The following is a 25,877-nucleotide window of genomic DNA, read 5'->3' as shown; positions in this document are numbered from 1 at the left end:
AAGGATATGTTCCGGTGGCTGGAAACACGGGTGGATCCGTTCGCGCCGTTTGACGAGAACGAGACGCCGCCGAACGCCGTGGGGCGCTTCACCTGGCATTATCTCCGGCCCGTTCGCTTCTGGCTCGTGGTCCTGTTCGTCGTGGCGCTCGCGGCGGGCCTGTTCGAATCCTCCCTCTATATCCTGCTGGGCTGGCTGGTGGACATCCTCGCCCATTCCACGCCGGACCGGATCTGGGCCGAGCACGGCACGACGCTCCTGGCCATGGCGGCCCTCGTCGTTTTCGTCAGGCCCATCCTGAACTTTGCGCACGAGGTGGTCTCCAACCAGGTCATCATCCCCCAGAGCACCAATATGATCCGCTGGCGGACCCATGTTTATACGCTGGGCCACGCGGTGAGCTATTTCCAGGCTGATTTCGCGGGCCGCCTCGCCAACCGCGTCATGCAGGGCGGCGGGGCGATCCGCAGCATCGCCGTCACCCTGATCGATACGCTGCTCTACGTGGCGATCTATGCGATCACGGCGCTCGGCATCTTTTCCAGCGTCAGCCCATGGCTTGCCCTGCCCATGGGGCTTTGGATCATCGGCTACGGGGTTCTCCTGCGCTACTTCGTGCCGCGCGCCAAGGAGCGCTCCTTGAAGGTGGCCGATACCCGGTCCGCCCTCGTGGGCCGGGTGGTGGACAGCTACACCAACATCCTGACGGTCAAGCTCTTCGCCCGGGCCGACGAGGAACGCTCGGCCGTCAGGGAGGCCGTGGGGGCGAACACGGACGCTTTCCTCCGGTCCCTGAGGCTCAATTCCGTCGTTTCGGGGCTCCTCTCGATCATGAACGGCCTGCTCCTGGCGGCGACGGGGGGCCTGTCGGTGCTCCTGTGGAGCCAGGGCCTGATGACGAGCGGCGAGGCGGCGGCCGGGCTCGCCCTCGTCATGCGCATCCTCGCCATGTCGGGCTGGGTGATGCACGAGGTGCGCGACGTCTTCGAGAATATCGGCACCGTCCAGGAGAGCATGCAGACCATCGCCCGTCCGCACGGACTCGTGGACCGGCCCCAGGCCCCGCGGCTCAAGGTCACGCGCGGCGAGATCCGCTTCGAGGACGTCTCCTTCCACTACGGCAAGGAAGAGGGCGTCATCGAGGGGCTCAACCTCACGATCCGGGCCGGGGAGAAGGTCGGGCTCGTGGGCACCAGCGGCGCGGGCAAGACCACGATCACTTCGCTGCTCCTGCGCCTCCACGACGTGGAGAAGGGACGCATCCTCATCGACGGCCAGGACATCGCCCGGGTGTCGCAGGCTTCCCTGCGCTCCTCCATCGCCGTGGTCACCCAGGACACCTCGCTCCTCCACCGGTCGATCCGGGAGAACATCGCCTATGGGCGGCCGGGGGCCAGTGAGAGAGACATCGTGGAGGCGGCGCGCCTCGCCCATGCCCATGAGTTCATCATGGGGCTCGAGGATCACCGGGGGCGGCGCGGTTATGACGCGCATGTGGGCGAGCGCGGCGTGAAGCTCTCCGGCGGCCAGCGCCAGCGCATCGCGATCGCCCGGGTCATCCTGAAGGACGCTCCGATCCTGGTTCTGGACGAGGCGACCTCGGCCCTCGATTCCGAGGTCGAGGCGGCGATCCAGGAGTCGCTCTCCACCCTCATGGAGGGCAAGACGGTCCTCGCCATCGCCCATCGCCTCTCCACCATAGCGGCCCTCGACCGCCTCATCGTCCTGGAGGAGGGGAGGATCGTGGAGGAGGGGACCCATGCGCAGCTGCTCCGGGCCGGCGGGATCTATGCCAGGCTCTGGCGGCGCCAGTCGGGCGGCTTCCTGGGGGCGGGGGAGGGCGAGGAAGCCGCGGAGGCGGCGTCATTCTAGGGAAACAGGCTGGAACATCTCCAATCCGCCTATGGACAGGCGGGCTTGGCCGTGCCAAAGAGCCACCGCGCGGCGACTCCCAGTCGCATTGCGTGCGCGTTGACGCGTATGCTTGTTCCTTCAACCTGGAACCGGCGTGCCGAATGTCTTGATTTGCAAGGCATTGCAGATGCGCGGTTCTCGTTTTTGATCAATGCTGGAGAGCCAAGTGGCCGAGACCACCACTCATGTCGCTGAGCCGACACGGCGCGATTTCCTTTACATCGCCACGGGCGCAGCTGCCGCTGTCGGCGGAGCTACCCTGGTATGGCCCTTCATCCAGTCTCTGGCGCCCGACGCGGCGACTGAGGCCGCCGGCGCCCCCGTCGAGGTGGACCTGACCCCGATCGCCGAAGGGCAGATCGTCAAGGTCTTCTGGCGCGGTAAGCTGATCTTCATCCGGCATCGCACGGCCGAAGAGATCAAGGCCGCTCAGGACGTTAACGTAGCGTCCCTGCGCGATCCGCAGCCCGATTCCGCCCGCGTGAAGCAGGGTCACGATCAATGGCTCATCGTCTATGGCAACTGCACCCATCTGGGCTGCGTGCCGCTCGGCCAGCAGGGCGAGTATCATGGCTGGTTCTGCCCGTGCCACGGGTCGATCTTCGACACGTCCGGCCGCGTCCGCGGTGGTCCGGCGCCGATCAATCTGCCGATTCCGCCCTATTCCTTCGCGTCCGATACGAAGATCGTGATCGGGCAAGAGGCCACGGCGTAACCCAAGCGACGATCAGGCGATAATTATGAGCGAACATTCCACAACTTACGTTCCCAAGAGCGCCTTCGGTAAGTGGTTCGAGAGCCGCTTGCCCATCGCTGGCCTCATCCACTCCTCGTTCATCGCGTTCCCGGTGCCGCGGAACCTGACCTATTTCTGGACCTTCGGCGCCATCCTGGTCTTCATGCTCGTGTCGCAGATCGTGACCGGCGTGTTCCTGGCCATGTACTACACGCCGAATGCCGCGATGGCCTTCCAGTCCGTCGAGCACATCATGCGCGACGTGAACTACGGATGGCTGATCCGCTATCTGCACGCCAACGGCGCGTCGATGTTCTTCGTCGCCGTCTACGTGCACATCTTCCGCAACTTCTACTACGGCTCCTACAAGGCGCCGCGCGAAGTGCTCTATATCCTGGGCGTGATCATCTTCCTCCTGATGATGGCCACCGCCTTCATGGGCTACGTGCTTCCCTGGGGCCAGATGAGCTTCTGGGGCGCCACCGTGATCACCAACCTCTTCTCGGCGGTCCCGGGCGTCGGCGAGACCATCGTGCACTATCTCTGGGGCGGCTATTCGGTGGGCAACCCGACCCTCAACCGCTTCTTCTCGCTGCACTATCTGCTGCCCTTCATGATCGTCGGCGTCGTGATCCTGCACGTTTGGGCGCTGCACGTGCCTGGCCAGAACAACCCGACCGGCATTCCGATCAAGTCGGGTAAGGACGCGGTTCCGTTCACTCCCTATGCGACGATCAAGGACATCTTCGCCGTCGTCGTGTTCATGCTCTTCTTCGCATGGTGGGTGTTCTATCTGCCGAACTATCTCGGTCACGCGGACAACTACATCCCGGCCAACCCCGCCGTGACGCCCGCGCACATCGTTCCCGAATGGTACTTCCTGCCGTTCTACGCGATCCTGCGCGCCATCCCCGACAAGCTCGGCGGCGTCATCGCCATGATCTCCGCCATCCTGATCTGGTGCTTCATGCCCTGGCTCGACACCTCCAAGGTGCGCTCCACGGCCTACCGCCCGCTCTACAAGCAGTTCTTCTGGCTGTTCGTGGTGGTCTGCATCGTGCTCGGCTGGCTGGGATCCCGTCCCGCCGAGGGCTGGTACGTGATCGCCTCGCAGATCTGCACGGTCTACTACTTCGCCCACTTCCTGATCGTTCTGCCGGTGCTCGGCTTCGTCGAGCGTCCGCTGCCCCTGCCGAATTCGATCCTCGAATCCGTCATGGGCGTGCAGAAGGGCGGAGCCGGCATGCCGGCCGGCGCCAATGCCGCACCGCATTCCAAGGGCTGATGAGAGCTGGGGAAAGATAAAATGATGAAGCGTACTCTTCTCATCGCCGCAGCCGTTCTCGGCTTCTCAGGCAGCGCCTTCGCTGCCGGCGAGACCCCGGTCCCGCCGCAGCAGAAGTGGAGCTTCGCGGGTCCGTTCGGCACCTTCGGCCGGGCTCAGCTTCAGCGCGGCTTCAAGGTCTACCGCGAGGTCTGCGCCTCCTGCCATGGCCTGTCCTACGTGGCCTTCCGCAACCTCTCCGAGGAGGGCGGGCCGGAATTCTCCGAAGCGCAGGTCAAGGCGCTGGCCGCCGAGTACCAGATCACGGACGGCCCGAACGAGTCCGGGGACATGTTCCAGCGTCCCGGCCGCCCGGCCGACCGCTTCCCGGCTCCGTTCCCGAACGAGAACGCCGCCGCGGCCGCGAACGGCGGCAAGGCCCCGCCGGACCTGTCCCTGATGCCGAAGGCCCGCACCTACGAGCGCGGCTTCCCCTGGTTCATCCTCGACGTGTTCCGTCAGTATTCGGAGAACGGCGCGGATTACGTGGTCGCGCTGCTCAACGGCTATGAGGAGCCGCCGGCTGGCTTCCAGGTTCCGGAAGGTGGTCACTACAACCACTATTTCCCGGGCCACGTGATCGCCATGCCGAAGCCGATCAGCGATGGCCAGGTGGAGTATCCGAAGAACGAGGCCGGGCAGCCTCAGGTGCCGGAAACGGTGGATCAATACGCCAAGGACGTGACGGCCTTCCTCACCTGGACGGCCGAACCGCACCTCGAGGCCCGCAAGCGCCTCGGTTTCCAGGTCATGCTGTTCCTGCTCGTTCTGTCCGGTCTGCTCTACTTCACGAAGAAGAAGGTCTGGGCCCGTGTGGGCGGCGAGGTCGAAGGTCACGCCACCCCGCCGATGACCCACAATCCTTAACAACCAAAGGCCCCGGCTTCCGGAGCCTTTTTCTTTTCTGGTGACATCCGGCCGGGACGGCCTTAAGCCGTCGCCATGCTGCAGACCATCGCCGACGAGATCTGGGGCCGGCCGTGCCTCGCCTATCACGTCCAGCCCGACCTTGCCCCCAAGACGCAAGCCTGCCTCGCTCAGCTTCAGACGGAGATCGCCGAGTGCTGGCCCGTGCCGCTCTTCATGGCGCCGCCCGAGGCGCTGCACGTGACGCTCTATGCGCTGGTCCAGGTGAAGGACCGGTTCGACAAGGAGGGGTACTGGGCCGGCATCGCCGAGCGCTGCCGAGCCCTGATGGAGGAACTCTGCCGGGGGCATCGCCCGCTGGATCTGCGCTTTTCCCGGCTGAAGGTCACCGATGCGGCGATCATTGCCGTCGCCACCGACGAGACGGGGCTGATCGAGAAACTCCGCAACGCCATCGCGGAGGTGATCCCCCCTCCGGCGGGACACGCGCCCGTGCGCTACAACCTGATCCACACGACGCTCGCGCGCTACCGCACGTCGGATGCGGTGCCGGAGGCGGTGATCCGGGCCGTGGAGGCGATCCCGGTTTCGGTCGCGGCGCCTGTCGAGCGCCTCAAGATCATCCGCGAAACTCTCTTTCCCTGTCAGGCGCTCGACGAGATTGTCTCGTTCCCGCTCGGCTGAGAAGCGCTCGGCCTTCGTATCGCGTCGCGGGATCGAAAATAGCGCTGGGCTTCCGGAGGTGGCAACCAATGGAACACCTGGTTGGGTTCTCGCCCGTCTGCCGTTAAAGTCGCGGCCAACACTGAAGGAAGATACGGGGGCAGGATGACGAAGGCGGTACTGGGAATCATCGGCGGCTCGGGGGTTTATGACCTTCCGGGGATCGAGGATGTGCGGGAAGTGCGCATCTACTCTCCCTGGGGCGAGCCGTCCGACGTGCTGCGCATGGGGCGGATCGGCGGGACAGACGTGGCTTTTCTGCCCCGGCACGGCCGCGGCCACCGCCTTTCGCCCTCCGACATCAACTACCGCGCCAATATCGACGTGATGAAGCGGGCAGGGGTGACGGATCTGATTTCCGTTTCGGCCTGCGGCTCCTTCCGGCAGGAGTATTATCCCGGTTTCTTCGTGCTGGTGGATCAGTATGTCGACCGCACACACAAGCGCGAAACCTCGTTCTTCGGCAGGGGCTGCGTGGCCCATGTGCCGATGGCGCATCCGGTCGGCCCGCTGCTGCAGCGGCGGATCGCCGAAGCGGCTGCGGCGGAGGAGATCCCGCACGCAGTCGGCGGCACGCTCGTGTGCATCGAGGGCCCGCAATTTTCCACCTATGCCGAGTCCATCACCTACAAGGAACTCGGCTACGACGTGATCGGCATGACGGCGATGCCGGAAGCCAAGCTCGCCCGTGAAGCCGAAATCACCTATGCGACCATCGCCATGGTGACCGATTACGATTGCTGGCATCCCGAGCACGACAGCGTGGACGTGGCCTCCGTGGTCGCGGTCGCGAAGCACAACGCCGCGAAGGTGGCGCATCTCCTCGCCTGCATCGCCCGCGATTTCCCGGCCGAGCACGAGCCATGCCCCGCGCGATCCGACCGGGCGCTCGGCGGCGCCATCATGACGGCTCCCTCCGCGCGCGATCCCGAGCTGTTGCGTAAGCTCGACGCGGTGGCGGGCAGGGTCCTGAAGACGCCAGGGATCTAGCGCATCATCCAGCCCATGTGGCCGAAGCCGAAGATCGCGCCGAAGATCCAGCTGATGAAGGCCAGGATGAAGCTGACGATGACGGCGGCCGGAATGATGGCGAGGGAAGCCTTGACGAAGAAGAGAACAAGGCTTCCAAAGGGGATGTCGATGTCGGTCAGAACGGTTCGAGAGGGTTGTTCGGCCATTGCAAAGCTCCTCTGAAAACCTCACTTCCTTTCACCTATGGCAGGCTCAAACATGGACCAGCGTCTTCTCACCGACCTGAAAACAGCGATCCGCTCGATCCCGGATTATCCTAAGCCCGGCATCGTGTTTCGCGACATCACGACCCTGCTCGGCGATGCACGCGCTTTCCGCCGCGCCGTAGACGAGTTGGTTCATCCTTTCGCGGGCGGCCGCGTCGACAAGGTCGCGGGCATCGAGGCGCGCGGGTTCATCCTCGGCGGCGCCATCGCCCATCAGCTCTCCTCGGGCTTCGTGCCGATCCGCAAGAAAGGCAAGCTGCCGCACGAGACGGTGCGCATCGCGTACTCGCTGGAATACGGCGTGGACGAGATGGAGATCCACACGGACGCCATCGGGCAGGGCGAGCGCGTCATCCTCGTGGACGACCTGATCGCCACCGGCGGGACAGCGGTCGCCGCGACCCAGCTTCTTCGTCAGATGGGCGCTCAGATCGTGGCGGCCTGCTTCATCATCGACCTGCCCGATCTCGGCGGCGCCCAGAAACTGCGCGATCTCGGCGTCGAAGTGCGCAGCCTCGTGAGCTTCGAGGGGCACTAGGGGAGCAACGGCGATGCCGGGCGACCGCATCCTGGGGGCGCTGCAATTCTTGCGGGAAGCGGAGCGGCTCAAGAGCACGCTGCGCAGCGGCTACACCTCCACGGGCCGCCCGGAGAGCGTGGCGGAGCACACATGGCGCCTGTGCCTCATGGCGCTCGTGCTCGCGGACGAGTTCGAGGCGGTCGATCCGTTGCGCCTCATCAAGCTCTGCATCGTCCACGATCTCGGGGAAGCGCTGAGCGGGGACATCCCCGCCATCGTGCAGACGGACGGCCTGAACAAAGCCGCCCAGGAAAGGGCGGACCTGGAAGAGCTGACGAAGGCGCTCGATCCGGCAAAGCGAGCTGAAATCCTGTCCCTGTGGGAGGAATACGAGGCGGCCTCCTCGCCCGAGGCCATCCTCGCTAAAGGCCTCGACAAGCTGGAGACGATTCTTCAGCACGTTCAGGGGCAAAATCCCGCGAGCTTCGACTACGCGTTCAATCTCGGCTATGGGCGCAAACAGACCTCGGCCCATCCGCTGCTCGCCGAGATCCGCGCCCTCCTCGATGAGGAGACGAGGGCGCGGGCCGAAGATTCAAAGGCCGTTTAGGGCCGCCGCTCCCAGAACACCATGCCCTCGAAGGAGAAGACCTCTTCTCCGTGCTGGTTCGTGGCGCTGTTGTGATAGAACACGATCCCCCAGCCGGGGCGGGAGTTCGACACGCGCTTGCCCGTCACCGTCGAGCAGTAGGTGAGGGTATCGCCCGCATAGGCCGGCTTCAGCCATTTCAGGTCGCTAAAGCCCGGGGAGGGGCCGAGCCTGGCAGGGCGCGCGCCGTGAGCCAGGGCATTCGCGCGGATTCGGTTGCGGTACTCCACCATCAGCTTCATCCAGACGCTCGCCGTGTGCCAGCCGGAGGCGCAGAGGGCGCCGAACAGGCTGTCCTTCGCCGCGTCTTCATCCACATGGAAGCGCTGTGGGTCGAACTGCCTGGCGAAACGAATGATCTCGTCGGGCTCGAAGGTATAGGTTCCCAGCTCCTCCGCCTCGCCGATCACAAGATCCTCGAAATAGGGGTTGGGGGAGATATGCGGCAGCTCCCGCGCGGGCGTGTGGTCGGGCATGGCCGAGGCGGCGGCTGCGAGAGCGCTGCGCCCGGATCCCTTGACGGGTTCCGCATCACGACGCCCGAACATGATCCAGTTCTTCTGGCTGAACACGGCCTCGTCGGCTTGGTTCAGCATCTCGAACCCGAAGCGCACGAGGCCGATGGAGGGGCGGCTCTTGGAGGGCCGGCTCTCCAGGACCGTCATGCGGGAGCGCAGCGTGTCGCCGGGCCGTACGGGCTTGAGCCACTTCACCTCCTCGATGCCGGGCGAGCCCATGGAGGTGGAATCCAGGATCATCCCGTCCGCGAGCAGGCGCATGTTGATGCAGCAGGTGTGCCAGCCCGAGGCGATGAGCGTGCCGACGAAGCTGTCCTTGGCGGCGAGCTCGTCCACGTGGAAGGGCTGCGCGTCGTATTCCTGCGCAAAGGCGAGCAGAGCCTCCTTCGTGACGGTGTAGGGGCCGAGCATCTGCGAGGAGCCGGGCGTGAAGTCTTCGAAAGCGTAACGAGGCATGGCGTAATCTGTGCGGTTTTGAGCGCTTCGCGCGAGCTCAGGCCGGGAGCGGACTGAACTGTCCGGCTGCGTTGTGCGCCAGACGGATCGGTTCGGGCAAGCGATACTTTGGAGAGCAGCGCAGCACGAGCTCCGCCGCGGTCGGGATATCGGCCAGATGCCCCGGCGAGATGAACATCGGGTTCTTGGCCGTGCGGGTGCGCAAGGCCACGCCGATGGTCTCCTTCCTGTCGATCAGGGGGGCCGCCGATCCCTTCTCCTCCCCGAGATCCTTGTAGCGCCCGCACAGGAGGGTCTTGCCGCAGCCGATGGTGGGACGCTGCAGCCACAGGCCCATATGGCTGGCGATGCCGATGCGGCGGGGATGGGCGATTCCCATGCCGTCGAACAGGAAGACGTCGGGCTCCGATTTCAGCTTCTCGAACGCCTCCTCAAGCACCGGACCTTCACGGAAGCTCAGCAGGCCGGGCACATAGGGGAACGGCGTCGGTCGCTGGGCGAGAACCGTTTCCACGGGCAGGAAGCCCGGATAGGTGACGACGACGATGGCGGCCTGGGATTGCTCGTTCTTCACGCTCACATCCACCCCGGCCACGAGCCTGACGGCGTCGAGATCGATGGGACGGTCCGACACGACCTCCCGCCTCAGCTCCTGCTGAAGGGCGATGGCCTCGGAAGGGGACAGATTCCAGGAATGGCGGTGGTGCAGCTGCATGAAGAGATGAACGGAGTTGAGTGAAGTTCAACGCTCAAGGTGGATGAACGATCCGCATGGCCATGGGATCCGGCAGGAACGCAGGGCGGCCCTCATGGCCAAGTCTCTGGCGATACGGGGAAATCCCTTAAGCACTTGATCTGAATTTCCCCTCGCATTGTGCGGGTATACCTCCGTTGCGATCCGAAAAGACATTAGTCCGCGTGAAGAGGATATCATGCATACCGCGATTGCCACGAACGGCTCTGCGCCCCGTGAGCCAAGACCAGGAAATCCAACAAGAACTCCGTTGTCTCTCAGGAATCTGGCGGCGGGTCTCGCCGCCCTCGCCACGAGCGCGATCTGGACCGTGCCGGCCGAAGCGCATGTGAAGTGGTTTGCACCTTATATCGTCAATGCCACGCCGCAGCCCATCGGCGCTACGCTGACGAATGTGTGGTTCTGGACCGGCATCGGCCTCGTGCTCGCCTTCTTCATGGCCACGCTCGTCGTCGAGCGCAGCGTCATCGGACGGGGCATCCTGTCCGGCCTCGATCGCGCGAGCGCGCCGCTCTGGAGCCGTTCCGACGATTTCATGCGCGCGACCATCGGCGGCTTCTTCGTCGCGATCTTCGCGGTGGGCGGCATTTATCTTACGCCTGATCTCAAGACGAATTCCGAACTGATCTCCTGGGCACAGCTTCTCATCGCGGCCTGCGTGTTCTCGCGCCGGACCATGCCGATCGCGGCGGCCGGAATCATCGCTCTCTGGGTGGTGGCCCTGCGGGAATACGACCTGTTCCACCTGCTCGACTATCTGGCGCTCGGCGTCGGTGTCGCGGCCTATCTCGTGATGGCGTCGACGGACGATCCCAAATGGCATGCGCGCCGCTTCATGGCCCTGCGCTGGGGCATTGCGATCGCGCTCATGTGGTCGAGCCTGGAGAAGTTTGCGTATCCGGACTGGTTCTATCCTCTCGTCGAGGAGAAGCCCTTCCTGACCTTCGGCATGCCGCGCGACGTGTTCATTCCGATGGCCGGCGTGGCCGAGTTCACCCTCGGGTTCGGCCTGCTCTGGACGCCTTTGGTGCGCCGCCTGTCCGCCGTGTCGCTGCTGCTGATCTTCTTCACCGCAGTCTATCCGTTCGGGCGGGTCGACCTCATCGGCCATGCCATGATCATGGCGTCGCTCTTCCTGGTCGCCGCCGATCCCTGCCGTGAGGCCAAGGCTCTCACGGTGAAGATGCCGGGCCCATTGCCGCGCTTCGGCAGGCTCGCTTCCGTACCCGCCGGTCTCGCTGTCGCTCTCGTGGTGTTCGTCACCGGCTACTGGGGTCTGCACGGCGCCTTCTATGGGGTTGAAGAAGGCCTCCAGCCCACCGAAATGTCCACCCATACCCACAACGTGGAACATCCGCATGGGCCGCAGAACGCCCGCAGCCACCTCTGAAAGGACAAACCGGGCCGTTATGAGCGGCCCGGTTTGATCCTGAGCAATGACCGCTTGAAGGGGGTGGGAGCATCTGCTCCTGTCCCATTTCCGTTGAAGAGGAGAGATCCGCTTTGGCCTATCCGACCGCCACAGGCCGCAGCATTCCCATCATCACGCCCGCCGAGGGCGTGACGGAGGAGATGATCCGCGAGCTTGTCGTTACGTTTTATGACCGCGTCCTGAAGGATCCCGAACTCGGGCCCATCTTTCACAAGGCCCTGTCGGGCCGGTGGAGCGAGCACCGCGCAATCATGGTGGATTTCTGGTCCTCGATCGCCCTGAGGACGGCTCGCTACAGCGGCAAGCCGCAGGCGGCCCATTTCGGTCTGGACCTCACGCCTGAGCTGTTCACACGCTGGCTCGATCTTTTCGAGAAGACGGCGCGCGAGATCTTCGAACCCGATGTGGCGGAGTTCTTCATCGTTCGCGCGCAGCGCATCGCGGACAGCCTGCAGATCGGGCTTGGGATCGGCCCGAAGGCGCTGCGCCTGCCCTGAGAGGCTTAGCGCTCCCACCACTCCAGATCGTCGGCAGCCGTCTTCGGCAGGAGGGACGATATGGCGATCATGGCGAGGCCGCAGGCCACGAGCACGGCGACGAAGAACTCAGCGCTGCCGAGGCTCGGCGAAACGATGATCGAAATGATTTTATCAAAGGTGTCCTGCATCGATCCAACCTCCATGCCGGACATGAAAGCAGAAACGTCCTGAACGGCCCGAAAAGCGACCGTTCAGGATTCCGACAGAATTTAGTTCCGGATTCGGGCTTAGGTGTTGAAGCGGAAGTGCATCACGTCGCCGTCCTGAACGACGTAGTCCTTGCCTTCCAGCCTGAGCTTGCCCGCATCGCGCGCGCCCGCCTCGCCCTTGAGCGACACGTAGTCCGCATAGGCGATGGTCTCGGCGCGGATAAAGCCCTTCTCGAAATCCGTATGGATCACGCCGGCGGCGGCCGGTGCCCGTGTGCCCCTGGTGATCGTCCAGGCGCGGGCCTCCTTCGGGCCGACGGTGAAGTAGGTGATGAGGCCGAGCAGGTCGTAGCCCGCGCGGATCACGCGGTTGAGGCCGGGCTCCTCGAGGCCGACGGCGTCGAGATAATCCTTCTGGTCCTCGGCGGGCAGAACGGCGATCTCGCTCTCGATCTTGGCCGAGACGACGACGGCCTTAGCACCTTCTTCTTTGGCGCGCTCGAAGACGCGGGCCGAGAACTCGTTGCCCTTGTCGGCGGAGGCTTCCTCTACGTTGCACACGTAGAGAACGGGCTTGGAGGAGAGGAGGCCGAGCATCTGGAACAGGCGCTCCTCCTCGACTTTGCGCTCCACCATGCGGGCGGGCTTGCCGTCGCGCAGCAGGGGCAGGGTCCGGTTGACGAGGTCGAGGGTTTCCTTCGCTTCCTTGTCGTTGCCCTTGGCCTTCTTCTCGAGGGCGGTGACGCGCTTCTCCAGGCTGTCCAGGTCGGCCAGCATCAGCTCGGTCTCGATGGTCTCGATGTCGGCGATCGGGTCGATCTTGCCCTCGACATGGGTGATGTCCGTGTCCTCGAAGCAGCGCACCACATGGGCAATGGCATCCACTTCGCGGATATTGGCAAGGAACTGGTTGCCGAGGCCTTCGCCGCGGGACGCGCCGCGCACGAGGCCAGCGATGTCCACGAAGGTGAGGCGGGTCGGAATAATCTGGGCCGAGCCAGCGATACCCGCGAGCTGGTCGAGGCGCTCGTCCGGCACCGCCACGTCGCCCACATTGGGCTCGATGGTACAGAACGGATAGTTCGCGGCCTGCGCCGCGGCGGTCTGCGTCAGCGCGTTGAAGAGCGTGGACTTGCCCACATTCGGCAGGCCGACGATGCCCATCTTGAAGCCCATGGCCTCACTCCTTGTCCATGGCCGGCCTGCGGCCGGCGGAAATCCTATTTGTCGGCGGCCTTTTCTCCGGGCCGCTTCACGTCGGTCCAGCCCCTCGCCTCCATGGCGAGGTGGACCTTGTTCTGAAAGCTCCCGTCCTCACCCTTGGCGAGGAGGGCGGCGTTGTCGGCGATGATGCGGCACAGGTCCTCGACCCATGGCTCCTCGCTCTTGCCGAAATCGCCCAGCACATGGCCCTGCACGAGCGCCTTGTGGCCGGGATGGCCGATGCCGAGCCGCACGCGGCGATAATCGTTGCCGCAATGGGCGGAGATCGAGCGCAGGCCGTTATGGCCCGCATTGCCGCCGCCGATCTTCACGCGCAGCTTGGCGGGCGGCAGGTCGAGCTCGTCGTAGAAGACCGTGACGTCCTTCAGCGGGATCTTGAAGAAGTTCTGGGCTTCCCCCACCGCCTGGCCGGACAGGTTCATGAAGGTTTGCGGCTTCAAAAGCAGCACCTTCTCGCCCCCGATCACCGCGTCGGCGGCTTCCGATTGGAAGCGCTTGCGCCAGGGACCCGCGTTGTGCACGCGCGCAATCTCGTCCACGGCCATGAAACCGATATTGTGGCGGTTTCTGGCGTAGCGGGAACCGGGATTGCCAAGGCCGACGAAGAGGCGCATCGCTCAGGTATTCTCATAAGAAACGCTCCGGCCTTGCGGTCGGAGCGTTGAAGCCGGTCGATGGGCTTGAACGCCCGATGAGGCCGATCAGGCGGCGGGGGTGCCTTCGGCGGCAGCCGGAGCCGCTTCCTCTTCCTTCAGGCCGGTCGGGGCCACGACGGTGACGAGGGTGAGGTTCTCGGTGGAGGTCGCCTTGGCGCCCTTCGGCAGCTTGATGTCGTTGAGGTGGACCGAGGCGCCGATGTTGAGGCCCTCGACCGAAGCCTCGACGAAGTCCGGGATCGCGTCGGGCGAAACCTGGAGCTCAACCGAGTGCTCGACGATCTGGACCGTGCCGCCGCGCTTCACGCCCGGGGACTTCTCCTGGCCGACCACGTGGACCGGAACCACGACCTTGATGGTCTGGCCGGCGGCGACGCGGAAGAAGTCGACGTGAAGGGGGAAGTCCTTCACCGGATCGAGCTGGTAGTCGCGCGGGATTGCGCGGACCGTCTTGCCGTCCACGTCGATGTCGAAGATCGTCGTGAGGAAGTGACCGGCGAAGATCAGCTGCTTGGTCTGGTTGAAGTCGAGAGAGATCGCCTGGGCCGGCTGGCCGGCTCCGTAGATGACGGCAGGAACTTGGCCTTGGCGACGAACGGCCCGGGCGGCCCCCTTGCCGGCCCGGTCGCGCGCCACGGCCTTGATTTGCTTTGCTTCGCTCATGGTCGTGGTCCTTTGAATCGAGTTGAAAAACCGATGGCCGCCTTAAGGCGGCCATGAGGTCCGCGCCCGTGCCTCCAAGGGTGTCGAGCGGGCGCGAGGCGGCTTATAGGGGAAAGTGCCCCTTAATGCAAGAAAGCGGCTTGGAAAGTCTGCGCCCCCGCAACCCGGAGAGAGGGGCTCAGAAAAGACGCTGTCCTCTCCCCTCCCTTGCGGGCGGGGAGCGACCGGGTGAGAGCTTGAGGCCAGCGAGGCTCTTCAACTTCTCCCTCAGGGAGAGGGGGGCTGGGCGGCTTCACGCGCCCGTCTCTGAGATTAAAGGGCCGAGGGCCTTTTGCCGGAGCAGCGGACCCAGAAGCGGACTTGCACTTCTGGGACGTTTCCGACGCGCTGGGCGCTCTTAATCGAACAGGCTCGACACAGAGCTTTCCGTCGCCGTGCGGCCGATGGCCTCGCCCATGAGGGGGGCGATGCTGATGACGCGGATGTTGTGGGCAACCTTCACGGCCTCGGTTGGCAGGATGGAATCGGTGATGACCAGTTCCTTGAGCTTGGAGCTGGCGATGCGGGACACGGCCCCGCCAGAGAGCACGCCATGGGTGATGTAGGCGTAGACTTCCTTGGCGCCGTTCTTGAGGAGGGCTTCGGCCGCGTTCACCAGCGTGCCGCCGGAGTCGACGATGTCGTCGACCAGGATGCAGGAGCGGCCGGACACGTCGCCGATGATGTTCATGACCTCGGACTCGCCCGGGCGCTCGCGGCGCTTGTCCACGATGGCGAGCTGGGCATCGATGCGCTTGGCGAGAGCGCGGGCGCGCACCACGCCGCCGACGTCGGGCGAAACCACCATGCGGTTGCCGCCGTCGAGCCGCTCCTTGATGTCGCGGGCCAGCGTCGGAGCCGCGAACAGGTTGTCGGTCGGGATGTCGAAGAAGCCCTGGATCTGACCGGCATGGAGGTCCAAGGTCAGAACGCGGTCGACGCCGGCATGGGTGATGAGGTTGGAAACGAGCTTGGCCGAGATCGGCGTGCGGGCGGCAGGCTTACGGTCCTGGCGGGCATAGCCGAAATAGGGGATCACCGCCGTGATGCGGCGGGCCGAGGCCCTGCGCAGCGCGTCCGTGATGATCAGCAGTTCCATGATGTGGTCGTTCGTGGGGAACGACGTCGACTGGATGACGAAAACGTCCTCGCCGCGCACGTTCTCCTGAATTTCGACGAACACTTCCATGTCGGCGAAACGCTTCACCTGGGCCTTGGCCAGCGGAACGTTGAGATAGGCGGCGATGGCCTCGGCCAGCGGACGGTTGGAATTTCCCGCAACGAGCTTCATGCAAGCAACTTTAGCTATGAGTGACCTGTCGAGCCCGCTGCGCAGGCTTGGTCCATCTGCGCGGTCAGGCGCAAGGCTCTTAGCAGCGATATCAAACCGTCACAATACGAGTCGTGCTGCTTAAAGTGCCGCAAGAGCGGGTTGCGGCCATGCGGTCACTGCAGGGCAACAAGGTTTCCGTCGTCCGAAACCTCGGCCGTCTGGACCGATTTCGAGGCGCTCAGGAACTCGGCGATCTCGTCCATGCTCGACTGAGCGAGCTTGGCAAGGGTCTCCTTGTCGATGGCCGAGATCGATCCCGATGCCAGGGTGATGGCGCGCGAACCCTCGAGCCTCTTCGCCCGGCGCTTCTGGGCGTCGAAGACGTCCCAGACATAGGAGACCTTGGTCTGCCCGTCCTCGGTTGCGGTCGAGATATAGCCGCGGACCCGGTAGCGGGCTTCCGTTCCGGAGCCCACCAGATCGACCTTGCGCTCGGAGGCCGCGGTCGAGAGCTCTCCCAGCAGGGCGGTCTGGACCGGGGCAGGGGCGCCGTCGATGCTCTCGACGGCCACCGGCACGCCTTCGGGCGAGCCGCCCAGGAGCGATCCCTGGCACGCGGCCAGAGTCATGGTCATCCCCAATGCGGCAAGCCGCCCCCAATATGTCGTCCCGGCCATGAAGGCTCCCGTTCTTGTTCGGTAACGAAATATTAATCGTAACGGGGGCCGGCGTCCAGATCAGCCAAGCTTGCGCAGGCGGACGAAGAGGGCATCAAGCGCGAGGGCGACGAGGCCAGCGGCCAGCCCCCAGAACGCCGATCCGATGCCGTAGAGGGTGATGCCGGACGCCGTCACCACCAGGGCCAGCACGGCGGGAAAACGCTTCGTCTCCTCGGAAAGGGCGGAGCCCAGGGCTCCCGCGAAGGCCCCCATGAGGGCGAGCCCCGCGACGGTCTTGATGAGTTCGGGAGGCAGGGCCGCGATCAGGCCGATGAGCGCGGCGCTGAAGGCGGCGAAGGCCAAATAGCTCAACGTGTAGAAAGGCCCGACCATCCAGCGCTTGCCCGGATCCGGATGGGTGTCGGGCCCGGTGCAGATGGCGGCCGAGATGGCCGCGAGGTTGCTGGTATGGGCTCCGAACAGGGCCGTGACCATGGAGGCGAGCCCCGTCACCGCGAGAATCGGCTGGGTCGGAGGCGTGTAGCCGGAGGCGCGCAGCACGGCGAAGCCGGGCAGGTTCTGGGACGCCATGGTCACGAGGAACAGGGGCAGGCCGAGGCCGAGGAGGGCGGCGGGCTCGAAGGCAGGCGCGATGAAGGTCAGGGACGAGAGGCTGAAATCGGAGGAGAGGGGCTGGGCCGATCCGCCGCCGAAGGCGATCCCGAGGCCCACGAACAGCACCGCCAGCACGGCGAGTGCCGGGTTGAACAGCCGGGCCACGAGAAACAGGCCAACGAGGGGCAGAACGAGGCCGGGCGCGCCTTGCGCACTCTCGAACACGCCCATCACGAAGCGGATCAGCACGCCCGCGAGCATGGCGGCGGCGATCGAGGTCGGGATCTTCTCGATCAGGCGGCCGAACGGCTTGATGAAGGCCGCCAGCACGATGAGGAAGCCGGTCAGCAGGAAACAGCCCACCGCCGCGTGAATGGAAATGCCGCTGGAGGCGGCGATCAACGCCGCGCCGGGCGTCGACCAGGCGGTGACCACCGGCATCCGGTAGCGGACGCTCAGGTAGCCGCTCGTGGCTGCCATGGAGAGGCACAGGGCCGCGACCCAGGACGAAGTCTGCGCCGCGTCCGCCCCGACCGCCTGGGCCGCCGCGATGATGATGGCGATCGTGCTGCCGAAGCCCACGAGGGCCGCAACGACGGCGGATGTGACGATCGACAGGCGCATGCCGGGCTCCCGCTATGACAGGCTTCGCGGTTTATCCCGAATGAACCGCCCGCGCCAGTTCGTCCGCTGCACTTTCCTGAAGGGCCGCCAGCGCTTAAATCTCCCTCATGAGTCGCAACACCTATAACGACGTTCCGCCCGATATCCTGGACAACGAGGAAGACGACGACAGCGTAGCCGTGGAGAGCGGCTCGGATGTCGAGTTCGACCTCGAGGCGAACCCCGATTCCGTCCAGCGGGGGACGGAGGTCATCCGCCGGTTCTGGACGACGCTGCCCAATGCGCCGGGCGTCTACCGCATGTTCGATGCGAAGGGCGACGTGCTCTATGTCGGCAAGGCGAAGAGCCTGAAGAACCGCGTCGGCTCCTATGCGCGCGGGCAGGCCCATTCCAACCGCATCGCCCGCATGATCGCCGAGACCTCCTCCATGGAGTTCGTGACCACGGCGACGGAGACGGAGGCGCTGCTGCTGGAGGCCAACCTCATCAAGCAGCTCAAGCCGCGCTACAACGTGCTCCTGCGGGACGACAAGTCTCTGCCCTATATCCTGCTCACGGCCGATCACGCGGCTCCGCAGCTCGTCAAGCATCGCGGCGCCCGCAAGCGGAAGGGCGATTACTATGGGCCCTTCGCCAGCGTGTGGGCAGTCAACCGCACCATCAATGCCCTACAGCGGGCCTTCCTGCTGCGCTCGTGCAACGACAGCTACTTCGAAAACCGCACGCGACCCTGCCTGCTGTTCCAGATCAAGCGCTGCTCGGGCCCGTGCACTAACGAGATCTCGCCCGAGGATTATGCCTCGCTGGTGAGCGAGGCGCGCGGCTTCCTGTCGGGCAAGTCGAACGCGGTGAAGCAGCGTATCACGGAAGAGATGCAGCAGGCGGCCGAGGAGCTCGAGTTCGAGCGCGCCGCGCGCTGCCGCGACAGGCTCGCCGCGTTGTCCGCGATCCAGGGCGTGCAGGGCATCAACACGCAGTCGGTGGAAGAGGCCGACGTGTTCGCTATCGACGAGCAGGCGGGGCAGTTCTGCGTGGAGGTGTTCTTCTTCCGTAACTGGCAGAACTGGGGCAACCGCGCCTATTTCCCGAAAGCCGACAAGTCGATGACGCCCGACGAGGTGCTCAGCTCCTTCATGGCGCAGTTCTACGACGACAAGCCCGCGCCGCGCGTGATCCTGCTCTCCCATGAGATCGAGGATGCGGAGCTGATGGCCGCGGCGCTTTCGACCAAGAGCGAGGCGCGCGTGGAGATCCACGCGCCGCAGCGCGGCGAGCGCCGCCAGCTTATCGATTACGTCCTGCGCAACGCGAAGGAGGCGCTCGGGCGGCGTCTGGCCGATACGGCATCGCAGCAGAAGCTGCTCGTTTCGCTCGGCCAGGCCTTCGGCATGGCCAAGGCGCCGAAGCGCGTGGAGGTCTACGACAACTCCCACATCATGGGCACCAACGCGGTCGGCGCCATGGTGGTGGCGGGCGCGAACGGCTTCATGAAGCAACATTACCGCACCTTCAACATGAAGTCGGAGGACCTGAAGCCCGGCGACGATTACGGCATGATGCGCGAGATGCTGCAGCGGCGCTTCGCGCGGCTCGTGAAGGAGGAGCCGAGGTCGCCTGATCGCCAGGAGGCGGACACGCCGTCCGATCCCGACGATGCTTTTCCCGCATGGCCTGACCTCGTCCTGATCGACGGCGGCAAGGGTCAGCTCGAAGCCGCCCGGCAGGCTCTGGCGGAGGTCGGGGTGGGCGAGGACGACGTGACCCTGATCGGCATCGCCAAGGGTCGCGACCGGGACGCGGGACGTGAAACCTTCTTCAAGGCCGGGCAGCCCCCGTTCAAGCTGCCGCCCCGCGATCCGGCTCTCTATTTCGTGCAGCGCCTGCGCGACGAGGCGCATCGCTTCGCCATCGGCTCCCACCGGGCCAAGCGCAAGCGGGAGATGGTCAAGAACCCGCTCGACGAGATCGCCGGCGTCGGCCCCACTCGCAAACGGGCGCTTCTGCACCATTTCGGAACCGTGAAGGCGATCCAGCGCGCGGCGCTGGAGGACCTCATGAAAGCCCCCGGCGTGAACGCCGCCACGGCCCGCGCCGTGTACGATTTCTTCCACGAGCGGGGGTAAAGGCTTTCGATAACGGCAATGTGGCCTGTCTCGCGGTTGACGGAGCAAGGCGAGACATGCTTCCTGCCTAACCTATGAGCACTGCACGTTCCATGCGCCGGTCCCAGGCTTTCAATCTCGCCAATCTGCTCACCTATGGCCGCCTGGTGGCCGTGCCGGTGGTCGTCGGCCTTCTGTTCTGGCCGGAGGACCATTATTCGCGCTGGTTCGCGCTCGCCGTCTTCGCCCTGGCCGCCATCACCGATTATTTCGACGGCTACATCGCACGGGCGTTCTCTCAGCAATCGGCCCTGGGCCGCATGCTGGATCCGATCGCGGACAAGCTCCTGGTCGCAGCGTGCCTGCTGATGCTCGTCGCCGACAAGACGATCCAGAGCTGGGACATCTGGGCGGCGCTCGTCATCCTGTGCCGCGAGATCCTCGTCTCGGGCCTGCGCGAGTTCCTGGCGGAGTTGAAGGTGGGCGTGCCGGTATCCCGGGTCGCCAAGTGGAAGACCACGTTCCAGCTTCTCTCCCTCGGCTTCCTGATCGCCGGACCGGCGGGCGAAATGGTGCTGCCCGGCACCGTCCTGATCGGGCGCATCCTTCTGTGGGTATCCGCCCTGCTGACGCTCTATACGGGCTGGGACTATTTCAAGACCGGCATCAAGCATGTCGTCGACGAGGGCTGACGCGATGAAGCTCGTCTATTTCGCATGGGTGCGTGAGCGGGTCGGCAAGACGGACGAGACCATCGATCTGCCCGAGGGGGTCGCCACCGTTGCCGACCTCGTGCGCTGGCTGAAGACGAAGGGCGAGGAATACGAATACGCCTTCGAGAACGAGGCCATCGTCCGCGCCGCCATCGATCATGTGCATGTCAAGCCCGAGGCCTCGATCGCCGGTGCGCGGGAGATCGCCTTCTTCCCGCCTATGACCGGCGGGTAGGGAAATCATGGTCGCCGTCCGGATCCAGGCCGAGCCGTTCGATATCGCCGCCGAGACGGCGGCCCTTACGGCCAAGCGGGGAGACATCGGGGCCGTTGTTGCCTTTACAGGATATTGCCGGGACGAGGGCGGCAGGCTCTCCGCCCTGGAACTGGAGCATTATCCCGGCATGGCAGACGCCGAAATCGCCCGCATCGCCCGTGAGGCGGAGGCGCGCTGGCCCCTGCTGGGGCTCACCGTCATCCATCGCTTCGGCCTGATCCGCCCGGGAGAGCCCATCGTGCTGGTACTGGCGGCGAGCGCCCATCGCCGGGCCGGATTCGAGGCGGCCGAGTTCATGATGGACTACCTGAAGACCCGCGCACCGTTCTGGAAGCGCGAGCATCTGACGGACGGCACGGTCGGCGCCTGGGTCGAGGCCAAGAGCAGCGACGACGAGGCCATGGAGAGGTGGGCCTGAGATTCAGGCCCGATTCTGCATTGACCGCGCGGCCCTGGAGGACGACCATTCCCCGCAGACGACAAGCGGAGGCGCCTATGCCCAACGCCTTGGTCCTTCTCTCGCTCCTGACCGCGATGCCTGCCGGAGCCCAGCAGGCGCAAGCCCCCGGTCACAACCCTATCGAGTGCTATTGCCGCGCTCAGGGCAGGACCTTCGCCCAGGGAGAGACCCTGTGCTTGAAGACGCCCGATGGCCCCAGGCTCGCGCGGTGCCAGATGGAGATCAATGTGATGTCCTGGGCCATCACGTCCACGCCATGCCCGGAGGCATAAAAAACGCCGCCTGAAGCGGCAGCGTCTGAAAGAATGTGAACTCTGGATCGGGCGAAAGCCCTTGAAGGCTGTTGGCCGCCTTAGAAAAGACCGGCGACGGTCGCACAAATAAACGAGAAGGAAAGACAGGCCGCAGCGATGTTGAGCTTGCCGGCCCAATCGAAATTCGACGTCATGTTCATGACATGGCCCCTATCTGAATAGAGAGGGATCCTATCAGGATGAAGGGGCCCTGAAAAGAGCGACGCGGGTGCGGCAAAGGTGATCACAATCCGGCAAAATGGTTAACAAGCCGTTAACTCATTGACTTCGCTGGGCTTGAAGCCGGAGGGGCGCGGCAAAAAATTTCTGCCTCCGGGCGGGCCCTCCCTGGCCTGGATCGGATCCGGGGGACGTTGACCGGATGTTTACCCGGCGCGGCGTAGGGTCAGCTCATGCGTCGTGGATTAGTTGCGTTTATTGTCCTATCGCTGACTGGGCTCGGGTTGACCGGTTGCGGGTTGTTTCGTTTCGAACAGCGCGAGCCCTGGCGCGCGCAGGCCGAGGAGGCCTGCCTGGCCCAGCGTCTCGTGCAGCCCTCGGCCTATATGGCCCTGTCGTCCAAGATCGACGGGCCCGGCGTCTGCGGCATGGATCATCCCTTTAAGGTCGCCGCCTTCAACAACGGCGAGGTGGGGCTGAAGTCCAACGTGACGCTGGCCTGTCCCATCATCCCCCGGATCGACACCTGGCTCGACGAGATCGTGAAGCCCGCGGCTGTCATGTATTTCGGGGTTCCGGTCGTCGACCTGAAGGCGGGCTCCTATTCCTGCCGCCCGCGCAACAATCAGCGGGGGGCCAAGCTCTCCGAGCACTCCTTCGGCAATGCGCTTGACGTGATGGCCTTCGTCCTGGCCGACGGCCGCGAAATCGCGGTCGAGAAAGGCTGGAAGGGCAATCCCGCGGAGCAGGACTTCCTGCGCGAGGCTTTCGTGGGCGCCTGCCGCTATTTCACGACGGTTCTCGCCCCGGGATCCGACGCCTATCACTACAATCATATCCATATCGACCTGGCGCGGCACGATCCGCGCGGCGACCGTCGCATCTGCAAGCCGATCATCAAGTTCACGCCGCGAATCGATCCGGAGCAGAGCCGCCAGATCCTTCAGAGCGTCAGCGCTCAAGGCGACCTGCCGTCGGCGGACCTGGAGCAGGATGTGCCGGAGGAGAGCGCCGCGGCCGGGTATGGAGCGGATTCGCCCATGGGCGCTCCCATGGCTCCGCCGGTGGTCTCCGCCCCCGTAGCGCCGACCGCGCAGCGCTATTCCGGTAATCCCGTGCCGGACGTCTATACGCCTCCGCCGCCGCCCGGATATGGTGGATACCCGTCCCGGCAAGGCTTCGGAGCCCAGCAGACCTATGCGCCGCAGAGGCCTTCCGCCGGGCAGCCCATGGTGCTGAACGGACACGCCGGCTACTAAACCGTAAGCGGAGCCTTGACCTTCTGGGCTGCCGCCCACATGGTCGATGTGACATCAATCCGTCGACCTGTTGGAGCAGTGGAAATGAAGTGGCTGGCGGCTCTTATCTCTTGCCTGGTGGTCAGTGCGCCCGCGTTCTCTCGCGAGATCAACCCGGCCGAGCGGCGCGAGAAGCCTCATGAGCTTTCGCTGAGGCAGTATAACGCCAGCCTGCCTGCCTGCGCCGATCCCGCGGTTCTCGGTGACATCGCATCGCGTTTCTCGACCAAGGAGCGCCGGTTCTGGAACTCCGACCTCCAGATCCTGGCCTTCGAGCGGGTGGAGCAGGTCGCCTGGCGGCCCTGGGGCCTCGACTACATCCCACGCCGCTACTGCACCGGGACGGTCGTCGTCTCCGACGGCTACCGGCACAAGGTGAATTTCTCCATCCGCGAGGATCTCGGGTTCCTCGGCGTCGGCTGGGGCACCGATTCCTGCGTGGACGGCTTCGACCGCCACTACGCCTATGCCCCCCATTGCAAGCAGGCTGCCCCTTGATCTTCAGACGGTGCCTCGCCCTCGCAGGCGCGTGCCTTCTGTTGACCCTCCCGAGCGCGGCGCAGTCGCCGCGCGAGGTGAGGGGAGCCCCCATGGGGCAGTTCGATTTCTACGTGCTCGCCCTGTCCTGGTCGCCCGGCTATTGCGAGATCAGCGGCCGGAAGAGCCGGCAATGCGATACCGGAAGCGGCCTCGGCTTCGTCGTGCATGGGCTCTGGCCCCAATGGGAGCAGGGCTATCCCAGCTTCTGCGAGCCGAGCGGGCGTTTCGTGCCCAGCGCTGCCATCCGGGAGATCTCGGGCCTCTTCCCCGATGACAATCTCGCCCGCTACCAGTGGCGCAAGCATGGAAGCTGTTCCGGAGAGAGCCCGAGCGGCTATTTCAAGGCCGTCCGGCGCGCGCGCGACCTGGTGCGCATTCCCGATGGCTTCAGGGGGCTGAGCGACCGCTCGCAGGTTCTCCCGAGCGAGATCGAGCGCGCCTTCATCAGCGTGAATCCGGGACTTCGTCCTGACATGATCGCGGTCTCGTGCGGGCGGCGCATCTTCGAAGAGGTCCGGATCTGCCTGGACAAAGACCTTCGCGGGTTCCGCCAATGCCCGGAAGTCGATCGCGACGGATGCCGCGCCGGCGAAATCGCTGTTCCGGCACTCCGTTGAACCATCGAATGCGAGCATCGCCTGCTCGCGCGGCGTATCCGCTTTCTACACGATGCGCTAGGATTTGAAGAATGAACTACCGTCATGCCTTCCACGCCGGCAACTTCGCCGACGTCATGAAACATGCCCTCCTGGTGCGGATTCTGGTCTATCTGCAGCGCAAGGAGACGCCGTTGCGCGTCATCGACACCCATGCCGGAATCGGGCTCTACGACCTGATGGGCGACGAGGCCGAGCGGACGGGCGAGTGGGTGGAGGGCGTCGGCCGTCTCGACGAGCCGTTCGCCCCAGAAGTGGAGGAGATCCTCGCGCCCTATCGCAATGTGATGGCGGATGTGCGCGCCCGGCACGGAGAGACCATTTATCCCGGTTCGCCCGGCATCGTGCGCGAGCTGTTGCGGCGTCAGGACCGAGGCGTGTTCGTCGAGCTGCATCCGGCCGATCATGATGTGCTGAACGAGGCCTTCAACGCGGTGTCGAATCTCAAGGTGATGCATCTTGACGGATGGACGGCGCTCCATGCCCTCATTCCGCCCAAGGAGAAGCGCGGGCTCGTGCTGATCGATCCTCCCTACGAGAAACCCGGCGAGCTGGAGCGGCTGGGCACGGAGCTGCTGGCGGCGCTCAAGAAATGGCCGACCGGCGTCTATGCGGGCTGGTACCCCATCAAGGACGTGGCGCCCGTCGATGCGGTGGCGGCGCGCTTGCACGAGGAGAGCCCGCGACCGGGCCTTCGTCTCGAACTCTATGTGGACGATCCACGGGATCCGTCACGCCTCAACGGTAGCGGGCTGTTCGTGCTCAATCCGCCCTGGGCGCTGCGGAGCGAGGCCGAGGTGCTCCTGCCTGCGCTCGCGGAGCGCCTTTCGCGCAGCGGTTACGGCGCCTATCGGTGTGAGGCCTTCGGTCCCCCTGCCTAGAGCATTTTTCGGCGAAGTGGATCCGGGTCGCCGCCAAAAAATGCGGCACATCAAAGAGAAAAGCTGATTTCACTTACGTGGAATCAGCTCTTAGGCGGATTGCCGCCTCCATCGCGAGCGGGCATGAATACGGCCGTTCTCAGGCGCATTCCTCGACAGGACCCCATCATGCTCGTTCTCCGCTCCTCCGCCGCATCGCCTTTCGGCCGCAAAGTCAAAATAGCCGCTCATGTTCTCGGCCTCACGGACCGCATCCGGATCGTCGATGCGGATACCCTGAATCCCGAGGACAACATCCGGCAGCAGAACCCATTGGGCAAGATCCCGGCGCTGGTGCTGGAGAACGGCGAGGCGCTCTACGATTCACGCGTGATCGTTGAATATCTCGATTTCCTGGCCGGTGGCGGACGCCTCTTCCCGGCGGGCGAGGCCCGCTTTACAGCCCTGCGCGATCAGGCGCTCGCAGACGGCATCATGGATGCCGCGCTGCTGCAGGTCTATGAGGGCCGTTTCCGTCCGGAGGACAAGCACGAGCCCAAATGGGTCAATCATCAGGCAGGCAAGGTGGAGCGCGGATTGGCTCATGCGGAGGCCCATCTCTCGACGCCCGCAAGCGACCTGCATGTCGGCCATATCGCCCTGGCCTGCGCGCTCGGCTATCTCGATCTGCGGTTCGCGGGCCGCTGGCGCGAGTCGCATCCGAAGCTCGTGGCGTGGCTTGCGGATTTCGAGGCGCGGGTTCCCGCCTACGCCAAGACCCGCGTAGCGGCATAAGCCTCATAAAAAAGGCCCGGGTTTCCCCGGGCCTTTTCTGTCGCGAGAGCGACGGATCTTAGTAGGTGCCGAAGCGGTAGTTGAGGCCCGCGCGCACCACACCGAAATCGGTGTCGCCGGTGCTGAAGGTG

30 protein-coding genes are annotated in these 25,877 nt (G+C 64.9%); 20 read left to right on the top strand and 10 right to left on the bottom strand.

Annotation, left to right across the window (positions count from 1 at the left end):
- The first annotated feature begins 6 nt into the window (after positions 1-6).
- From ACS5Q0_RS15050 to ACS5Q0_RS15025, 6 genes are all read left to right on the top strand, one after another.
- Entirely contained in the window at positions 7-1,872 is a 1,866-nt protein-coding gene (locus ACS5Q0_RS15050; protein WP_473127464.1) for an ABC transporter ATP-binding protein, read from the top strand.
- A 193-nt stretch (positions 1,873-2,065) separates the two neighbouring features.
- Positions 2,066-2,629 carry a ubiquinol-cytochrome c reductase iron-sulfur subunit gene (petA, locus tag ACS5Q0_RS15045; RefSeq protein ID WP_473127463.1) on the top strand — a complete coding sequence of 188 codons (564 nt, stop codon included), beginning with the start codon at positions 2,066-2,068 and terminating at the stop codon, positions 2,627-2,629.
- 25 nt (positions 2,630-2,654) lie between these two features.
- Positions 2,655-3,935 carry a cytochrome b gene (locus tag ACS5Q0_RS15040; RefSeq protein ID WP_473127462.1) on the top strand — a complete coding sequence of 427 codons (1,281 nt, stop codon included), beginning with the start codon at positions 2,655-2,657 and terminating at the stop codon, positions 3,933-3,935.
- A 21-nt stretch (positions 3,936-3,956) separates the two neighbouring features.
- Complete coding sequence (locus ACS5Q0_RS15035; protein ID WP_473127461.1) at positions 3,957-4,841, top strand: cytochrome c1; 885 nt, start codon at positions 3,957-3,959, stop codon at positions 4,839-4,841.
- Between the two features lie 75 nt (positions 4,842-4,916).
- Positions 4,917-5,525 (top strand): 2'-5' RNA ligase family protein, encoded by a 609-nt coding sequence (locus ACS5Q0_RS15030; protein WP_473127460.1) that lies wholly within the window; start codon positions 4,917-4,919, stop codon positions 5,523-5,525.
- Between the two features lie 144 nt (positions 5,526-5,669).
- Positions 5,670-6,554, top strand: a complete 885-nt coding sequence (locus tag ACS5Q0_RS15025) for an S-methyl-5'-thioadenosine phosphorylase (RefSeq protein ID WP_473127459.1) — start codon at positions 5,670-5,672, stop codon at positions 6,552-6,554.
- Here the strand turns inward: ACS5Q0_RS15025 and ACS5Q0_RS15020 are convergent.
- The gene (locus ACS5Q0_RS15020) at positions 6,551-6,742 is read right to left on the bottom strand and encodes a hypothetical protein (RefSeq protein WP_473127458.1); all 192 of its coding nucleotides are present in this window, start codon (positions 6,740-6,742) and stop codon (positions 6,551-6,553) included. The two genes, ACS5Q0_RS15025 and ACS5Q0_RS15020, sit on opposite strands and share 4 nt — an antisense overlap.
- Positions 6,743-6,794: 52 nt before the next feature.
- On the opposite strand from ACS5Q0_RS15020, the gene ACS5Q0_RS15015 reads away from it, so the two are divergent.
- Together ACS5Q0_RS15015 and ACS5Q0_RS15010 are read left to right on the top strand one after the other, a co-directional pair.
- The gene (locus ACS5Q0_RS15015) at positions 6,795-7,340 is read left to right on the top strand and encodes an adenine phosphoribosyltransferase (RefSeq protein ID WP_473127457.1); all 546 of its coding nucleotides are present in this window, start codon (positions 6,795-6,797) and stop codon (positions 7,338-7,340) included.
- A gap of 13 nt (positions 7,341-7,353) precedes the next feature.
- Positions 7,354-7,932, top strand: a complete 579-nt coding sequence (locus ACS5Q0_RS15010; protein WP_473127456.1) for an HD domain-containing protein — start codon at positions 7,354-7,356, stop codon at positions 7,930-7,932.
- Here the strand turns inward: ACS5Q0_RS15010 and ACS5Q0_RS15005 are convergent.
- Both ACS5Q0_RS15005 and nfi read right to left on the bottom strand, forming a co-directional pair.
- Positions 7,929-8,945, bottom strand: coding sequence for a MaoC family dehydratase (locus tag ACS5Q0_RS15005; protein WP_473127455.1), 1,017 nt, complete (start codon positions 8,943-8,945; stop codon positions 7,929-7,931). The two genes, ACS5Q0_RS15010 and ACS5Q0_RS15005, sit on opposite strands and share 4 nt — an antisense overlap.
- A gap of 37 nt (positions 8,946-8,982) precedes the next feature.
- Entirely contained in the window at positions 8,983-9,660 is a 678-nt protein-coding gene (gene nfi / locus ACS5Q0_RS15000) for a deoxyribonuclease V (RefSeq protein WP_473127454.1), read from the bottom strand.
- Between the two features lie 289 nt (positions 9,661-9,949).
- Between nfi and ACS5Q0_RS14995 the strand changes: the two genes are divergently transcribed.
- Together ACS5Q0_RS14995 and ACS5Q0_RS14990 are read left to right on the top strand one after the other, a co-directional pair.
- Complete coding sequence (locus tag ACS5Q0_RS14995; protein ID WP_473127453.1) at positions 9,950-11,089, top strand: hypothetical protein; 1,140 nt, start codon at positions 9,950-9,952, stop codon at positions 11,087-11,089.
- A 113-nt stretch (positions 11,090-11,202) separates the two neighbouring features.
- Positions 11,203-11,628 carry a group III truncated hemoglobin gene (locus ACS5Q0_RS14990; protein WP_473127452.1) on the top strand — a complete coding sequence of 142 codons (426 nt, stop codon included), beginning with the start codon at positions 11,203-11,205 and terminating at the stop codon, positions 11,626-11,628.
- 5 nt (positions 11,629-11,633) lie between these two features.
- Here the strand turns inward: ACS5Q0_RS14990 and ACS5Q0_RS14985 are convergent, their stop codons facing one another.
- The 7 genes from ACS5Q0_RS14985 to ACS5Q0_RS14955 all read right to left on the bottom strand — a co-directional run bounded on the left by ACS5Q0_RS14985 (position 11,634) and on the right by ACS5Q0_RS14955 (position 17,572).
- A complete protein-coding gene (locus tag ACS5Q0_RS14985; protein WP_473127451.1) occupies positions 11,634-11,798 on the bottom strand; it encodes a hypothetical protein in 165 nt (54 codons plus the stop codon).
- Positions 11,799-11,897: 99 nt separating this feature from the next.
- Positions 11,898-12,995 (bottom strand): redox-regulated ATPase YchF, encoded by a 1,098-nt coding sequence (ychF, locus tag ACS5Q0_RS14980; protein ID WP_473127450.1) that lies wholly within the window; start codon positions 12,993-12,995, stop codon positions 11,898-11,900.
- Positions 12,996-13,039: 44 nt separating this feature from the next.
- Entirely contained in the window at positions 13,040-13,657 is a 618-nt protein-coding gene (pth, locus tag ACS5Q0_RS14975; protein WP_473127449.1) for an aminoacyl-tRNA hydrolase, read from the bottom strand.
- Positions 13,658-13,744: 87 nt separating this feature from the next.
- Entirely contained in the window at positions 13,745-14,362 is a 618-nt protein-coding gene (locus tag ACS5Q0_RS14970) for a 50S ribosomal protein L25/general stress protein Ctc (protein ID WP_473127448.1), read from the bottom strand.
- A 397-nt stretch (positions 14,363-14,759) separates the two neighbouring features.
- A complete protein-coding gene (locus ACS5Q0_RS14965) occupies positions 14,760-15,692 on the bottom strand; it encodes a ribose-phosphate pyrophosphokinase (RefSeq protein WP_473127447.1) in 933 nt (310 codons plus the stop codon).
- Positions 15,693-15,847: 155 nt separating this feature from the next.
- Positions 15,848-16,351, bottom strand: coding sequence for a hypothetical protein (locus tag ACS5Q0_RS14960; protein WP_473127446.1), 504 nt, complete (start codon positions 16,349-16,351; stop codon positions 15,848-15,850).
- 60 nt (positions 16,352-16,411) lie between these two features.
- Positions 16,412-17,572: a benzoate/H(+) symporter BenE family transporter gene (locus ACS5Q0_RS14955; protein WP_473127445.1), complete on the bottom strand. Its 1,161-nt coding sequence runs from the start codon at positions 17,570-17,572 to the stop codon at positions 16,412-16,414.
- 107 nt (positions 17,573-17,679) lie between these two features.
- Here ACS5Q0_RS14955 and uvrC point away from each other — a divergent pair, with 107 nt between their 5' ends.
- The 10 genes from uvrC to ACS5Q0_RS14905 all read left to right on the top strand — a co-directional run bounded on the left by uvrC (position 17,680) and on the right by ACS5Q0_RS14905 (position 25,746).
- Entirely contained in the window at positions 17,680-19,695 is a 2,016-nt protein-coding gene (gene uvrC / locus ACS5Q0_RS14950) for an excinuclease ABC subunit UvrC (protein WP_473127444.1), read from the top strand.
- A 92-nt stretch (positions 19,696-19,787) separates the two neighbouring features.
- Positions 19,788-20,366 (top strand): CDP-diacylglycerol--glycerol-3-phosphate 3-phosphatidyltransferase, encoded by a 579-nt coding sequence (gene pgsA / locus ACS5Q0_RS14945; RefSeq protein WP_473127443.1) that lies wholly within the window; start codon positions 19,788-19,790, stop codon positions 20,364-20,366.
- A 4-nt stretch (positions 20,367-20,370) separates the two neighbouring features.
- Positions 20,371-20,622 carry a molybdopterin converting factor subunit 1 gene (moaD, locus tag ACS5Q0_RS14940; RefSeq protein WP_473127442.1) on the top strand — a complete coding sequence of 84 codons (252 nt, stop codon included), beginning with the start codon at positions 20,371-20,373 and terminating at the stop codon, positions 20,620-20,622.
- Between the two features lie 7 nt (positions 20,623-20,629).
- Positions 20,630-21,082 (top strand): molybdenum cofactor biosynthesis protein MoaE, encoded by a 453-nt coding sequence (locus ACS5Q0_RS14935; RefSeq protein ID WP_473127441.1) that lies wholly within the window; start codon positions 20,630-20,632, stop codon positions 21,080-21,082.
- A gap of 77 nt (positions 21,083-21,159) precedes the next feature.
- A complete protein-coding gene (locus tag ACS5Q0_RS14930; protein WP_473127440.1) occupies positions 21,160-21,396 on the top strand; it encodes a hypothetical protein in 237 nt (78 codons plus the stop codon).
- A gap of 500 nt (positions 21,397-21,896) precedes the next feature.
- The gene (locus ACS5Q0_RS14925; protein ID WP_473127439.1) at positions 21,897-22,856 is read left to right on the top strand and encodes an extensin-like domain-containing protein; all 960 of its coding nucleotides are present in this window, start codon (positions 21,897-21,899) and stop codon (positions 22,854-22,856) included.
- Between the two features lie 84 nt (positions 22,857-22,940).
- A complete protein-coding gene (locus tag ACS5Q0_RS14920) occupies positions 22,941-23,393 on the top strand; it encodes a hypothetical protein (protein WP_473127438.1) in 453 nt (150 codons plus the stop codon).
- Positions 23,390-24,052 carry a ribonuclease T2 family protein gene (locus tag ACS5Q0_RS14915; RefSeq protein WP_473127437.1) on the top strand — a complete coding sequence of 221 codons (663 nt, stop codon included), beginning with the start codon at positions 23,390-23,392 and terminating at the stop codon, positions 24,050-24,052. The genes ACS5Q0_RS14920 and ACS5Q0_RS14915 overlap by 4 nt, the downstream gene beginning before the upstream one ends.
- A 71-nt stretch (positions 24,053-24,123) precedes the next feature.
- A complete protein-coding gene (locus tag ACS5Q0_RS14910) occupies positions 24,124-24,972 on the top strand; it encodes a 23S rRNA (adenine(2030)-N(6))-methyltransferase RlmJ (protein WP_473127436.1) in 849 nt (282 codons plus the stop codon).
- A 168-nt stretch (positions 24,973-25,140) separates the two neighbouring features.
- Complete coding sequence (locus tag ACS5Q0_RS14905) at positions 25,141-25,746, top strand: glutathione S-transferase family protein (protein ID WP_473127435.1); 606 nt, start codon at positions 25,141-25,143, stop codon at positions 25,744-25,746.
- Positions 25,747-25,877 lie beyond the last annotated feature (131 nt).

The organism is Microvirga sp. HS2 (genome assembly GCF_055792805.1).
Note: the sequence above shows the minus strand (reverse complement) of the source record. Positions and strands in the feature narration are given on the sequence as shown.